The 14,278-nt window shown below is 73.0% G+C and carries 11 protein-coding genes; 6 read left to right on the plus strand and 5 right to left on the minus strand.

Features of this window, described 5'->3' with window-relative positions; all coding sequences use genetic code 11:
• The 3 genes from D2K64_RS26020 to cbiB all read right to left on the minus strand — a co-directional run.
• Window positions 1-2,394: DUF4214 domain-containing protein (locus tag D2K64_RS26020; RefSeq protein ID WP_157986025.1), on the minus strand; the 2,394-nt coding region annotated here is incomplete at its 3' end.
• A gap of 197 nt (window positions 2,395-2,591) precedes the next feature.
• Complete coding sequence (locus D2K64_RS21780) at window positions 2,592-4,277, minus strand: dihydroxyacetone kinase family protein (RefSeq protein WP_120010470.1); 1,686 nt, start codon at window positions 4,275-4,277, stop codon at window positions 2,592-2,594.
• Between the two features lie 102 nt (window positions 4,278-4,379).
• The gene (cbiB, locus tag D2K64_RS21785; protein ID WP_370765156.1) at window positions 4,380-5,360 is read right to left on the minus strand and encodes an adenosylcobinamide-phosphate synthase CbiB; all 981 of its coding nucleotides are present in this window, start codon (window positions 5,358-5,360) and stop codon (window positions 4,380-4,382) included.
• Between the two features lie 48 nt (window positions 5,361-5,408).
• Between cbiB and cobD the strand changes: the two genes are divergently transcribed.
• Window positions 5,409-6,404: a threonine-phosphate decarboxylase CobD gene (cobD, locus tag D2K64_RS21790; RefSeq protein WP_120010472.1), complete on the plus strand. Its 996-nt coding sequence runs from the start codon at window positions 5,409-5,411 to the stop codon at window positions 6,402-6,404.
• A 12-nt stretch (window positions 6,405-6,416) separates the two neighbouring features.
• Here cobD and mntR read toward each other — a convergent pair whose 3' ends face one another.
• Window positions 6,417-6,902, minus strand: a complete 486-nt coding sequence (gene mntR, locus D2K64_RS21795; protein ID WP_120010481.1) for a manganese-binding transcriptional regulator MntR — start codon at window positions 6,900-6,902, stop codon at window positions 6,417-6,419.
• Window positions 6,903-7,043: 141 nt separating this feature from the next.
• Between mntR and D2K64_RS21800 the strand changes: the two genes are divergently transcribed.
• From D2K64_RS21800 to D2K64_RS21815, 4 genes are read left to right on the plus strand one after another with little or no spacing between them, the layout of a single operon-like run.
• Window positions 7,044-8,033, plus strand: a complete 990-nt coding sequence (locus tag D2K64_RS21800) for a metal ABC transporter solute-binding protein, Zn/Mn family (protein ID WP_120010473.1) — start codon at window positions 7,044-7,046, stop codon at window positions 8,031-8,033.
• The gene (locus D2K64_RS21805) at window positions 8,030-8,806 is read left to right on the plus strand and encodes a metal ABC transporter ATP-binding protein (RefSeq protein WP_120010474.1); all 777 of its coding nucleotides are present in this window, start codon (window positions 8,030-8,032) and stop codon (window positions 8,804-8,806) included. The genes D2K64_RS21800 and D2K64_RS21805 overlap by 4 nt, the downstream gene beginning before the upstream one ends.
• On the plus strand, window positions 8,806-9,732 hold the full coding sequence (locus tag D2K64_RS21810; RefSeq protein WP_120010475.1) for a metal ABC transporter permease: 927 nt from the start codon (window positions 8,806-8,808) through the stop codon (window positions 9,730-9,732). Before D2K64_RS21805 ends, D2K64_RS21810 begins: the two co-directional genes overlap by 1 nt.
• A complete protein-coding gene (locus D2K64_RS21815) occupies window positions 9,729-10,685 on the plus strand; it encodes a metal ABC transporter permease (protein ID WP_120010477.1) in 957 nt (318 codons plus the stop codon). Before D2K64_RS21810 ends, D2K64_RS21815 begins: the two co-directional genes overlap by 4 nt.
• Before the next feature lie 112 nt (window positions 10,686-10,797).
• On the opposite strand, the gene D2K64_RS21820 is transcribed toward D2K64_RS21815, so the two are convergent.
• A complete protein-coding gene (locus tag D2K64_RS21820) occupies window positions 10,798-13,203 on the minus strand; it encodes a helicase-related protein (RefSeq protein WP_120010479.1) in 2,406 nt (801 codons plus the stop codon).
• 247 nt (window positions 13,204-13,450) lie between these two features.
• On the opposite strand from D2K64_RS21820, the gene D2K64_RS21825 reads away from it, so the two are divergent.
• On the plus strand, window positions 13,451-14,278 hold an 828-nt coding region (locus D2K64_RS21825), incomplete at its 3' end, for a DUF4214 domain-containing protein (RefSeq protein ID WP_120010480.1).

A 14,278-nucleotide genomic window follows, 5' to 3' on the forward strand; every position in this document is an offset into this window, starting at 1 on the left:
CGCGTTGACGTAGAGCGCGTTGACCAGCTCCGTGCTGGACAGTTCCGGGCCGTAGATCAACCGCGCCTCGGCGCTGCCGAGGAAGTTCTCCGCCACTGTCCCGGCGGCCATGCCGCCGCGGTCGAGCTGGCCGGTCCAGTTGCTCAGCCCGTCGAGATCCGGCAGGCGCGCGAACACGCTGTCATACAGCCGTGCCACCAGCGCCGCATTCTCGCTGCGATCCCACAGGCCGGCGGCGATGTTGGGCGTCAGGATGGCCTGGTGCTCCGGGCTCTCGGAGAAGCCCACCAGCACGCCGGCCCGGCTGGCGCCGCCATTCAGCGCCCCGGTCCAGTTCTGGATGCCGGCGGCATCGCCTTCGCGGTCCAGCACGTTGCGGTAGAGCTGCTCGACGAAGCCCTGGTTGGGCAGGTCCGGGCCGTAGCGCAGCGCGAACTCCTCGCTGGTGACGAAGCCGCCGGCAACGTCCGCCAGCGCCCTGCCGCGGGACACGTCCGCCGCGTAGGCGTTCAGGCCGCCCTGGTCCGGCGCGCGGTTGAAGGCAGCGTCATACAGGCGGTACACCTGCGCGATCGGGTCGTCCTGGTCCAACACCAGCCGGCCGTCGACGAAGTCGGCCTGCTCGATGTTCCTGGCCACCACGGCGTCGCCGCCGCTTCGCAGCGTCAGGGCGTCGCCGTCGCGCTGCGAGGCAAAGGCCCGGAACGGCCCGTCGAGCTTCAGGACGTCGCGGCCGGCCCCGCCATCGGCGCTGTCGACGCCCCGGCCGGGCTCCAGGAGGTCGTCGCCGCCGCCGCCTTCCAGCCGGTCATTGCCGCGGCCGCCTTGCAGCCGGTTCGCCAGGTCATTGCCGGTCAGCCAGTCGTTGCCGTCCCCGCCGATCGCGTTCTCGATCACCGTGCCGGCGGCGAGGCTGAGCTGCTGCCCGGCAATGCTGCTGACACCCGCGCCCGAAAGATCGATGCGTGCATCCGCCGTCAGCGCCGCGCCGTTGATGGTGTCGGTTCCCGCCACGTCCTGCAGCACGCGGCGTGCCGGGCCGGCGAGGCTGGCGAACTCATCCGTGTAGACGTGCTGGGTGTCGGGGGAATCCATGCTGCCCGAGACGGTCAGGCTCCAGCTTCGGAGCGTGCCGGTGGCGCCCGCCGCCAGGTCATCGATGCGCAGCCGCCAGCCGCCCTGCGCCGCCTCGTTGAGGAACTGCGTGCTGCCCATGGTGAAGGTGAGCGCGTTGCTTGCCGGATCGTAACTGCCGAGGCCGAGCCGGTCGAGCAGCACGCTCTCGGTGCCGGATGGCGACACCAAGGCGATGCGCAGGTCGCCGACGCGGTCATGCCGCAGGTCGAGGGTCAGCTCGGCGCGCTCCACGCGGATCGCGTCGGCGATCTGCACGCTCTGCTCGATCCGCCCATTGTCAGCAAGGCCGATGGCGGCGTCGTTCCGCGCCGTGGCCTGCGACAGGTTGGCGGCGGTGGACTGCGCTTCCCAGCTTTCCGCCAGCCGCACCGCCGCGTGGGCATCGACCAGCCCGAAGCCGGCGCGGCGCGAGACGTGCATGGCGCCGCCGTTCCAGTTCCCGGCGGCGTTGAAGAACCAGCCGGCGCCATCCCCGTCGGTCATCCGCGCCGAGAGCGCCAGGATCGTCTGCACGTCGCGGTAACCGAGGCTGGGATTGGCCTCCAGCATCAGCGCGGCCGTGCCGCTGACGATCGGCGCCGCCCAGGAGGTAGCGGTGCCCGGCCCCACCACCAGCAGCGCCGCGCCCGGGTTGGACATGGGGGCCACGTCGCCATTCTCGAAGGCGGCGCCGACGGTGATGGTGTGGCGGTTGTTGACGTAGTTGTGCGTGTTGACGTCGTCCCCCTGCAGGGCGCCGTTGCCGGCGGAACGGACGATCACCGTGCCGAGGCCGCCACGCCCTTGCGCGGCCGCATCGGCGATCGCCGCCGCCGCCGGCGCGTAATCGGCGCGCAGGAAATCATCCCGGAAGTAGGAGCCGGAGCGGCCCCAGGAATTGTGCGAGATGTCGACCGTGCTTTGCAGGGCGAGCAGCTGCGTTTCCTGCGCCAGCGTGCGGGACTCGATGGTGTTGAAGGTGTAGGCCACGAGCTGGGCGCCATAGGCGGCCCCGATGCCGGCATTGCCGTTGTTGGCCTTGCCGACGAGAAGCTCGGCCACCTGCTGGCCGTGCAGGTCGGTGACCGAGGTGCCCGGGGCGGTGACGCTGGCGGCCAGATCCACCTGGCCCTGCAATTCGGGATCGTCGGGCCAGCGGCGGGTATCAACCTGGCCGATCCGGATGCCCTGGCCGGAATACTCGTCGTACAGGGAGGTCAGCCGCGCGCTCTGCAACGGCCACTGGTCGGGAAATTCCGGATCGTTGAAGCTGGCCACCAACAAAACTCCGCTGCCTGCAGCGGAAGAATAACCATGGCCGTGGTGTTTGCCATCCGTGGCCAGCGGCGGCGCGGGGCTGGCGCCCGCACGCCTCCGGCCGCGTTGTTCGGCCAGATCGCTGTGCCTGCCAGCAAGGAAGCGGCCCGGCCCGGTCCTGGCCGGCGGAGGCCGGTTGCTTCACGTCCTGCGGAGCGTCAGCGTGGCGCGCCCGACAAGGCGCGCATCCAAACCAGGGCCGCAACAGCGCCGGCATCCGGCACACCCAGGGCGCGCTCTCCCAGATAAGCCGCGCGGCCGAGTCGCGGGCGCATGCCGCGGGTCGCCTCTGCTCCGGCCTCGGCGGCCCGCACCGCCTCGGCCCAGGCTGCGGGCAGGGCCTGCCCGCCGGACACGGCGCGGGAGAAGGCCTCCGCCGCCGGGTGCAGCGCATCCAGCATGGTGCGGTCGCCGAGCTTGGCGCCGCCAAGCGCGCCAATGGCCGCCACGGCCTGGGCGAAGGCCTGTGCCCAGTCCGGGGCGGCGGGGCTGTCCGGCAGGTGGCGCGCGGCGCGCAGCAGGGCGGTGGCGTAGAACGGGCCGGAACTGCCGCCAATGGCCCGGCGCAGCGCCTCGCCCAGTTGTTGCAGCGCCACGGACGGGGTGGCGAAGGCGCCGTCCGGCAGGGCGCGGATCGCTGCCGCGCCGCGCGCCATGCTGATGCCGAGATCGCCATCCCCGGCCTGGCTGTCCAGCCGGGTCAACTCCGCTTCCTGCCCCTCCAGCGCCGCCGCCGCGCTGAGGATGGCGGCCCGCAGCACCGGGGCGAGTGGACCGGCCGCCGGGGTAGGCGCCGCCTCGGCGGCCGGGCTCGGGATGATGCGCCGCTCGGCGGCGATGCGCCCGCCCGCCAGCCAGGCCGGCGCTTCCCCGGCGGCATCCAGCAGGGCCAGCCGCGCATCGTCCACCACCATCAGCGACAGGGAGCAGCCGGGCATTTCCAATGCCGTCAGGTAGTTGCCGGCCCAGGCACGCTCCACCACCATTTTCCGCCCGCGCAGCCAGGCCAGGGCGCCGCGCGCCACGATGGCCAGTTCCATCGGCGGCGTGCCGCCCAAGCCGTTCACCAGCAGTGCCACGCGCGCCCCGGCGCCGAGGCCCAGATCGGCGGTGATCGCCCCGAGCAGCGCGTCCACTAGCCTGTCGGCCGGCTGCAGGGCGCCGCGCCGCACGCCCTGCTCGCCGTGAATGCCGAGGCCCAGCTCGATCTCGTCGGCGGCCAGGGTGAAGCCGGGTTCCCCGGCGGCCGGCACGGTGCAGGCATCCAGTGCCACGCCCATGGAGCCGAGCGCCGCCGCAGCGTCCCGTGCCGCCTGCGCCACCTCGGCCAGCGGCCTGCCGGCGGCGGCGGCCGCGCCGGCGATCTTGTGCACCAGCACCGTGCCGGCGATGCCACGCCGCCGGCTCTTCTCCACCGTGTCGCGCAGCGCCACGTCGTCGGCCACCACGACGATCTCGGTAGGGATGCCCTCGGCGGTGGCCAGCTCGGCGGCGAGGCCGAAATTCAGTCGGTCGCCAGTGTAGTTCTTCACAACCAGCAACGCGCCCCGCGGCCCGGCGGCGGCGCGGATGCCGGCCAGCACCGCATCGACGCTGGGGGAGGTGAACACGTCCCCCGCCACCGCCGCCGACAGCAGACCGGGGCCGACATAGCCGGCATGGGCCGGCTCATGCCCGGCGCCGCCGCCGGAGATCACCGCCACCGGGCGCTGCTCCGGCGCGGGAAGGCCGGCGCGGAGGATCACGTCCTCGGCTTCCAGCAGCGCCTGGGCAGGGTTGAGATCGACCAGGCCTTCCAGCATCTCGCGCACCACGCGGCGCGGGTCGTTGATCAGCTTCTTCATGGCGGCGACTCCTCCGGAACCAGGGTTCCAGCTTGGCAGCCGCGGCGCCCCGGGGCCAAGTGGGGGCCCAGGTACGGGATGCAGGAGCCGGGCGCCGCGCCGCTAGAGCGTCGTGGCCAGCACCAGCCCGGCCACGATCAGCAGCTGAATGGCGCAGGCGCGGCGGTACAGCCGCAGCGCCCGGCGCAAATCGGCGATCTCCGCCTCCGCCCGGCCGTCGCCCATCCAGGCATCCTCCACCCGCGTCTTGCCATAGATGCGGGGGCCGGCGAGGCGCAGTCCCAGTGCCCCGGCCATCGCCGCTTCCGGCCAGCCGGCATTGGGGGAGCGGTGGCGCCGCGCATCCCGCCGCACCGCCCGCCCGGCGCCGCGCGCGGTGGCGCCGGGCGTCGCCAGCGCCGCCAGCCCGATCCACAGCGCGGCGAGGCGGGAGGCCGGCAGGTTCACCGCGTCGTCGAACCGCGCGGCGGCCCAGCCGAAGGCCTCGTGCCGGGGCGTGCGGTGGCCGATCATGCTGTCGGCGGTATTGGCCGCCTTGTAGGCGGCGATGCCCGGCAGCCCGGCGGCGGCGCACCAGAAGGCCGGGGCCACCACGCCGTCGGAGAAGTTCTCCGCCAGGCTCTCGATGGCGGCGCGGCACACGGCGGCCTCATCCAGCGTGTCCGGGTTGCGGCCGACGATCATCGATACGGCGCGGCGGCCGCCTTCCAGCCCGTCCCGCTCCAGCCCTTCGGCCACGGCACGCACATGGTCGTGCAGGCTGCGCTGCGCCGGTAGGCTAGCGGCGAGGCCGGCCAGCAGCGGCAGGGCGAGCCAGGCGGGCAGAGCCTGCAGCAGCCCTGCCTGCAACGCCGCCGCCGGCAGGATCACCGCGAGCAGCAGAACCAGCAGCGCCGCCGCGCCCCGGGCGCGCCGCCGCCCGACGGGCAGGGAGGGGTGGTTCCAGCGCCGGTCCAGCGCACCGATCAGCGCGCCCATCCACACCACGGGGTGGCGGATGGCGGCGAACAGCGGCGCGGGATAGCCCAGCGCCGCCTCGATCAGCAGCGCGCCGAGCAGCAGGGGAAGGAACGTGGACAGGATGGGGCTCGCCTGCGAAAGAAAGTCCGGTCAGGAGGCGGGGCGGTTAGCATGCGCGCGGCGGGGCTGGAACATGGCGGGCGGCTGGGGGCCGCGCGGCGGCGCTTTCCCGGCGCTCCGGAGCCGTTCCTCGACCTGTCGACCGGCATCAACCCGGTGCCTTGGCCGCTGCCGCCGCTGCCGCCCGACAGCGTCACCCGCCTGCCGGAGCCGGATCAGGAGGCGGCGCTGCTGCGGGCCGCCGCCTCGGCCTACGGCGTTGCCGATCCCGCCATGGTGGCCGCAGCGCCCGGCACGCAGATCCTGATCCAGCTGATCCCGCGGCTGTTTCCGCAGCAGGCTCTGGCAGTGCTGGGCCCGACCTATGCCGAGCACGCTGCCTGCTGGCGCGCCGCCGGCACGGCGGTGCGAGAGGTGGCGCACCCCGACGAGCTGTTCGGGGCCCCGGCGGCGCTGCTGTGCAACCCCAACAACCCGGATGGGCGCCGACACGATCCCGCCGCGCTGCGGCGCCTGGCCGACCGGATGGCGGAACGCGGCGGGCTGCTGGTGGTGGACGAGGCCTTCGCCGACCTGGAGCCGGAACCGCTCAGCGCCGCCGGCTACCTGCCGCATCCGGCGCTGCTGATCCTGCGCTCCTTCGGCAAGAGCTACGGGCTGGCTGGGCTGCGACTCGGCTTCGCCCTGGCGGCGCCGGACCGGGCGGCGGCGATCCGCGCGGCGCTCGGACCCTGGGCGGTGTCCGGCCCGGCCATCGCTGCGGGCCGGGCGGCGCTGTCCGACGCCGCCTGGCGGGCGGCGGCGGCGGCGCGGCTGGCGCGGGACGCGGCGCGGCTCGACGCTGCGCTTGGGGCAGCGGGGCTGGCGGTGCGCGGCGGCACGCTGTTGTTCCGGCTGGCGGAAGGCGCCGCCGCCGCCTGGCATGACAGCCTGGGCAGGGCAGGCATCCTGACCCGGCCCTTCGCCGCGCAGCCGCGCTGGCTGCGCTTCGGCCTGCCGGGCGACGCAGCCGGCTGGAAACGCCTGGAAGTGGCGCTGCGGATCTGACTGGCCTGCCGGTCAGCGGCCCAGAAAGCGCTCGAAGGCCTTCAGCGTCTCGCCGCTGACATGGTGCTCGATTCCCTCCGCGTCGCTTTCCGCCACGTCCTCGGGCACGCCGAGCGCCCGCAGCAGGTCCACCACCAGGCGGTGGCGGGCCCGCACCTCGGCGGCCAGGGCGCGGCCGGCCTCGGTCAGGAACACGCCGCGATAAGGCCGGGAATGCGCCAGCCCCTCCCGCTTCAGCCGGGCGATCGCCTTGATCGCGGTGGCGTGCGACACGCCGAGGCGGCGGGCGATGTCGGTGGGGCGCGCCTCGCCCTCGACGTTCAGCAAGTCGTCGATCAGCTCGACGTAATCGTGCAGCAGGGCGCTGGCGCGGGCCGAGCGCGCATTGGCGTGGCGCGCCGCCTCCTGCGCCGCGACGGCATCGGGCAGGCCGGCCGGGGCGCCCTCGGACGCGGCGTCCCCTGCGGGCGCGGCATCCTCCGCCTCGGCGTCTGGCATCATGGCATCACCTTCCATGCTGAGCGGGCCTCTAGCATTCGGGACGGCATCGGGCAAAATGTAGCCTTGGCTTCATCATGGGGCTTATGCTCTAAGATGGGCAAAGAGTTGCCGAGACCTTGCACCACCGACGGAGGCCTTATGCCGGTTCCACGATCCTGCTTCCTGGCGCGACGGGCCCTGCTGGCGGCCGGGCTGGCGCTGTGCACCCCCACCCTGGCCGCGGCGCAGGAACGCCGGGCGCCGCTGCGCGTGCTGGCGACCACGGCGATGATCGGCGACCTGACGCGGTGCATCGGCGGCGGCCGCGTGAACCTCACCGTGCTGATGGGGGAGGGGGTGGACCCGCATCTGTTCAAGCCGACCCGGCAGGATGTGGCGCGGCTGCTGCAATCCGACCTGGTGCTCTACAGCGGCCTGATGCTCGAGGGCCAGATGATCGAGGCGATCGAGCGGGTCGGCGGCAGCGGCCGCCGCACCGTGGCGGTGGCCGAGGCCCTGCCGCCCGCGGCGCTGCTGGTGCCCGAGGGCGCGGCCGGACAGGCCGACCCGCACGTATGGATGGACCCGCGGGCCTGGTCGCAGGTGGCCGCCATCATCGCCGCGCGGCTGACGGAGTCCGACCCGGCGGGCGGCCCCGTCTTCGCGGCGCAGCTCGCCACCCTGCAGGCCGAGCTGGCGGCGCTGGACGAGTGGGCCCTGCGCGCCATCGCCTCGATCCCGGCGGAACGGCGCGTGCTGATCACCGCGCATGACGCCTTCGGCTATTTCGCGCGCCGCTACGGCATCGAGGTGATGGGCATCCAGGGTCTGTCCACCGAATCCGAGGCGGGTCTGCGGCAGATCGAGCGGCTGGTGGGGGTGCTGGTGGAGCGCCGCATTCCGGCGGTGTTCGTGGAAAGCTCGGTCTCCGACCGCAACATCCGCGCCCTGGTGGAGGGCGCCATGGCCCGCGGGCACGAGGTGGTGGTGGGCGGCGCGCTGTTCTCCGACGCCATGGGCGCGCCGGGCACCTATGAGGGCACCTACCCGGGCATGATCGACCACAACGTCACCACCATCGTTCGGGCGCTGGGCGGGGAGGCGCCGGAACGGGGCTTCGCCGGCCAGCTGTCGGTGGCGGCGCGATGACCCCGCCGGCGCTGGAGCTCCGCGGATTGTCGGTCGCCTACCGGGAGGCGGTGGTGCTGCGCCGCGCCAGCTGGACGGCACCGGTGCATGGCCTCGCCGCCATTGTCGGGCCGAATGGCGCGGGCAAGTCCACCATGCTGAAAGCTGCACTCGGCCTGGTTCCGCTTCTCGCAGGGGAGGCGCGCTTCTTTGGCCAGCCGCTGGCGGCGGTGCGCCGCCGCGTCGGCTACCTGCCGCAGCGGGCCAGCGTCGACTGGGACTTCCCGGCCACGGCGCTGCAGGTGGCCGCCATGGGCCGCTACCCGCGCGCCGGCTGGTTCCGCCCGCTGCCGCGCGCCGAGCGCGAGCACGCCCGCGCCGCCCTGGCCGAGGTGGGCCTGGCGGATCTCGCGGACCGGCAGATCGGGCAATTATCCGGCGGGCAGCAGCAGCGGGTGTTCCTGGCGCGGGCCCTGGCGCTGGAAGCGGAGCTGTACCTGATGGACGAGCCCTTCGCCGGCGTCGATGCCGCGACCGAGCGCGCCATCGTCGAGGTGCTGCGGCGGCTGGCCCGGCAAGGCCGGACGGTGGTGGCGGTGCATCACGACCTCGCCACCGTGGCCGAGTATTTCAACCATGTCTGCCTGCTGAACGGCGAGGTGGTAGCGGCGGGGCCGGTGGCCACCACCTTCACGCCGGAACACCTCGCCCGCGCCTATGGCGGGCGCCTGCCGCTGCTGGACCGGCAGGTGCTGCAGCCTCGGCCTGTATTGCAGGCGGCGGTTCCAGCCTGATGGAAACGCTGCTGCAGGCGCTGGCCTTCGCCGGCGGCCACAACACGCGGATGGTGGCGCTGGGCTGTGCCGCCTTCGGCCTGGCGGCCGGCGCGCTCGGCTGCTTCGTGCTGCTGCGCGGGCGGGCGCTGATTGCCGATGCCGCCGCCCACGCTACCCTGCCGGGGCTGTGCATCGCCTTCATCCTGGCAGCCTGGCTGGGCGGCAACCCGCGTTCGCTGCCGCTGCTGCTGGCTGGCGCCGCGACCACGGCGGCCATCGGCGTGCTGGCCGCCGGCGCGATGGTGCGCGGCGGGCGGCTGCGGGACGATGCCGCCATGGCGCTGGTGGTGTCGCTCGGCTTCGGCATCGGCGTGGCGCTGTTGTCGGTGGTGCAGTCCCTGCCGGTGGGCGGGCAGGCCGGGCTGTCCAGCTTCATCCTGGGCCAGGCGGCCGGGATGGGGCAGGCGGACGCGCTACTGATCGGCGGGCTGGCGCTGCTGGCGCTGCTCGCCGTGGCGGTGCTGTTCCGCCCCCTGGCCGTGCTGTGCTTCGATCCCGAATTCGCCGCTGTGTCCGGGCTGCCGGTGCGCCGCCTGGATCTCGTGCTGATGGCGCTGATGCTGGCGGTGACGGTGGCGGGGCTGCGCGCCATCGGGCTGATCCTGGTGGTGGCGCTGATGGTGGTGCCGGCCGCGACCGCGCGGCTGTTGACCGACCGCCTGCCGGTGATGGTGCCGCTCGCCGCCCTGCTGGGCGCCTTCGCCGCCTGGTTCGGCGCCGGGCTGTCCGCCGCCATTCCCGCCCTGCCCACCGGCGCCACCATCGCGCTGGTCGCCTGCGGCGGGTTCGCCCTGGCGCTGTTGTTCGCCCCGGCGCGCGGCGTCATCGCCTTCACGCTGCGGCAGCGGCGGCTGCGGCGCGAATTGCTGGCGGAACTGCGATGACCTTGTTCCTGCAACTCGACCTCGCCGCGCTGCTGGCGGCGGTGATGGCCTGTCTGGCCTGCGGCCTGCTCGGCAACCTGCTGCTCCTGACGCGGCAGAGCCTGCTGGGTGACGCCGTCAGCCACGCCGTGCTGCCGGGGCTGGTGCTGGGCTTCGCCGTGACCGGCACCCGCGCCACACTGCCCATGGTGCTGGGCGCGATGTTGGCGGCGGTGGCAGCGGCGCTGCTGATCAGCCTGGTGCGCCGCCTGGCGCGGCTGGAACCGGGTGCCGCCATGGGGGTGGTGTTTTCCGGCTTCTTCGCCCTCGGCTTGGTGCTGATGGAGCTGACCGGCGCGCGGGCCGTCGATCTGGATGTGGACTGCGTGCTGTACGGCCAGCTGGAAGCGCTGATCTGGCCCGCCGCCACCGGTCCGTCATCCCTGCTCGATCCCGCGGCCCTGGCCCAGCTTCCGGCCGAGACGCGCATCCTGGCCGCGGTTCTGGCGCTGGTGCTGGCGGGCCTCGCGCTGCTGTGGAAGGAGTTGCGGCTCGCCGCCTTCGACCCGGATTTCGCGGCCAGCATCGGCTTCGCGCCGCGCGGCCTGTCGCTGGTGGTGCTGGTGCTGGTGTCGGTGGCCTGCGTGGCGGCGTTCTGGGCGGTGGGCTCGATCCTGGTGATCGCCGCGCTGGTGGCGCCGCCGGCGATCGCGCGCCTGCTCACCGATGATTACCGCCACCAGTTCCTGTTCTCCGCGGTAGCGGCAGTGGTGATGGGCGGGGGCGGCTATGGCGCCGCGGTGGGCGTGCCGGCGTTGCTGGGCCTCGGCTTCGGACTGAACGCCGCCGGCATGATGGCGGTGGTGGCGACGCTGCTGCTGGCGCTGGCCTGGGTGGCGGGGCGCCGGCTGCGGCGGGCGCCTCCGGCGGTGGCGGCATTGTCCGCTCCGCGCATCGTGGCGGCGGCGCGGTAGCCGCTGCCGGAGGCGGAGCGGGCCGCCGCTGACCAAGGGAGGCTGCCAGGGGGCTACCCTGGCGTGTCGGAGCGTGCCCTCCGCCCTTTGCGCGGCGGCCCGGGAGCGGTGCTCAGGCCGCGCGGGTCGCCGCCTTGGTGCGCCGCTGCTGCCGCAGCACGTCCTCGATCCAGGAATCCAGCCGGTCCGTCTCGGCCTCCGCCTCGGTGAAGTCGGGATAGGCGGCGGCGAAGCGCAGCGCCATCCAGCGCCAAGCCACCAGCCGCTTGTGGATCTTCTCGGCGCGCTGCAGCTCCTCGCCGCTGGCGCGGTCGGGCGGCGGCAGGCGGCCGGCCAGCGGCGGGCGGACGGGGCGCCCGGCACCGTGCTCCACGGCCCACTGCGCGAGGCGGGTGATGCCGTTGTCGCGCTCATCCACCGGGCACAGCGCGTAGGTCCAGCGATCCATCAGCGACAGCCCGGCGACGCCGTCGATCGCCGAGGCGATGGCCATGCATTGCGTCAGGTCGGCCAGGCGGTAATTCGGGTCATCCTTGCGCAGCACCGCGCGCTGGATGCGCGCCAGCACGCCGAACAGGCTGTCCGAGCCGATCTCGGCGGCGACGGCGGCGATGATCTCGGCATCCGGCTGCACCTGCGGCCGCAACTCGGCCGGCGGCGAGACGGGGGCTTCCAGCATGGTCTGGATAAAGGAAGGGTCGCCATGCCCGGCGAGCACCGCGACGATGCCGCCCTCATGGTGGCCGAAGCGGCCGGCGCGGCCGCCGATCTGCTTGACTTCCTGGCTGTTCAGCTCGCGCCGCTCCTCGCCGTCGAATTTCTGCAGCGCCGAGAAGATGACGCGGCGGATCGGCAGGTTCAGCCCCATGCCGATCGCGTCCGTCGCCACGATCAGGTCGGCCTCGCCATTGCGGAAGCGGGCGGCCTCGGCCCGCCGCACCTCGGGCGACAGCGCGCCATACACCACGGCGACCTTGCGGCCGCGCTTCACCAGCTCCTCCCGCAGATCCATCACCTCGCGGCGGGAAAAGGCGACCACGGCATCGCCCGGGCGCAGCTCGCCGAAGCGCACCGGGTTCTGCGCGGCGTGCAGCGGACTCTTGCGCTCCAGCGAGATTTCCTCGACCTCGTCGCCGCACAGCGCGGCGATGCGCTTCACCATCGGGATGCATTCCGGCGCGCCGAGCACGAAGACCTGCCGGGCCGGCACGCCCATGATGGCGGCAGTCCAGGCGGCGCCGCGGTCGCGGTCGTGCAGCAGCTGCGCCTCGTCGATCAGCGCCACGTCCACCGGGTTGTGGAACGGGCACATCTCCACCGTGGCGGCGAGGTGGCGGGAGCCGTGCACCGGCATCCGCTCCTCCCCGGTGGCCAGCGACGCCTCGACGCCGCGGGAGGCCAGCGCTTCGCGGAACTCGTGCGCCAGCAGGCGCAGCGGGGCGAGCGCCAGGCCGCTTTCCGCGCTGGCCAGCCGGTCCAGCGCCATGTGGCTTTTGCCGCTGTTGGTCGGGCCGGTGATGATGGTGATGCGGCGGATCATCGCCCGGGCGGTTGCGAAATGCGCCGCGTAGCGGTCCAGCGCCGCGGCGCGGGCTACCGCCTGGTTGGCTTCCTTGCTGCCGCGCCCGGCCAGCGCCGCGGCGCGGCCGATGGCGGTGGGGCGCTGGTCCGGGGCGCGGTCGGGACCGCGCGGGGCATCGCCCTTGGGACGGTCCGGCCGGCCCATCTGCTCGGCGGCGCGCCAGCCCTGCACCTCGCGCCGTAGCGGCACGATCTCGGCCGGGTCGAACTGCCACAGCTCGCGGCCGCCCTTGGCGTTGCGGATCTTGCGCGCCACCGGGATCAGCCCGGCGCCCACCCAGCGCAGCGCCTCGCGGTCCGAGCAGTGCAGCAGCTTCGGGACGCCCTCGATGCCGATCAGGCTCTTTTCCCAGGCGCGCAGCCGGGCGACTTCCTCGCGGCGCTTGTCGCGCGCCGCCTTTTCGGCCGAGCGCAGATCCTGCTGGCGACGGTCGGCGGCATGCCCGGCGCGGAGCACGAACTCGGCGGCCGAGGCGGTGGACAGGCCGTGCGCCTCCGCCACCGCCTGGGCCAGCGCCGCCATCCGCTCGCCGGACAGGGGGCGACCTTCCTCGGCCTGCTCGCCGGCGACGATCTCCAGTGCCGATTCGGCGTTGTCGGCAACGTCGCGCAGCCGCTCCGCCACGGCGTCGTCGAGCGACATGCGCAGCTGGCGCGGCGTTGCCTCGGGGTCGTTCAGCTGCTTGGCCGCGGCTTCCGCATCGGCGCGGCGCACCCAGGGCTGACCGGCGCGGCTGGCCATCTCCATGGCCGCCTTGACCCAGAATTTGCGTCGCACCGTGACCAGCTCGGCCCGGATCACCTCGGGGGTGGCGTTGGGCAGGTGGCGCAGCACGCGGCGGATCAGCTGCGGCATTTCCCGCGACTCGATGCGCAGGCCGGCGGCGAGAATGGCGGCTTCGGCGGGATTGGCCGGCGCGTCGGGATGATCGGTCATGCGCAGGGCCTCAGGGATGGCTTCATGCAACGGGCTTAGCGGAAAATCGACGTGATGTGCCAACACGCACAGGCGTTTCGGCGTTGCAGAGGCCCGGACGCATCACACCAGCCAGGCCGGACCTTAGACGCTGAAGTAGAATAACGATGCCGCGATAATGCCGTAAAGATGAATTCAAGCTCTTACCGCCAGGCCATCGGACTGGTAATTTGCGTCTCACTAAAAAACACACACACTGGAGGATGCCATGGTCGTTGCAGTTGGTACGCCCCTCAATGATTCTTTCCCGAATACACCGGAAAGCGATTCGTTCGACGGCCTTGGGGGCTATGATGTGGTGACCCGCTACAATACGGGTTTCCGCGCCGGTGAATTCGTTGCCGATCCCGGCGGAAACCGGGCCGTTGTTTACTACCAGACGGCCACCGAGAACGACATCTACGCCAGCATCGAGCAGGTCGACTTCATCGACGGCCGCATGGTGTTCGACCAGAGCGACCCGATCGCGCAGGTGTACCGGCTGTACGATGCGGCCTTCGACCGCACGCCGGACCAGGGTGGCTTGAACGCCTATACGGCGGACGTGTATCGCGGCAGGGAACTGGCCGATGTTGCCGCCGGCTTCGTCACCAGCGAGGAATTCACGCTGCGCTACGGCGCGAACCTGCCCAACCAGGGCTTTGTCGAGCAGCTCTACCGCAACGTGCTGGGCCGCGAGGGCGACGCCGCCGGCATCCAGAACTGGACCGGGGCGCTGAATGGCGGCGTCAGCCGGGCCGACGTGCTGGTGGGCTTCTCCGAGAGCCAGGAGCACCGGGAGATCCTGGCGCCCGAGATCTCGCTGGGTCTGTGGGACCGCTCGGACAACGCGGCGCTGGTCGGCCGGCTGTATGACAGCGTGTTCGCGCGCCTGCCCGATCTCGGCGGGCTGAGCAACTGGACCGGCCAGCTCGACCGCGGCGACATGACCGCCGAGGTGGTTGCGGAAAACTTCCTCAGCAGCGCCGAGGCGCGGTTGATCTACGGCCCGGAACTGTCCAGCACGGAGCTGGTCAACGCGCTCTACGTCAACGCG

The sequence above is a fragment of the Teichococcus vastitatis genome (genome assembly GCF_003604215.1).
Lineage (GTDB): Bacteria > Pseudomonadota > Alphaproteobacteria > Acetobacterales > Acetobacteraceae > Pseudoroseomonas > Pseudoroseomonas vastitatis.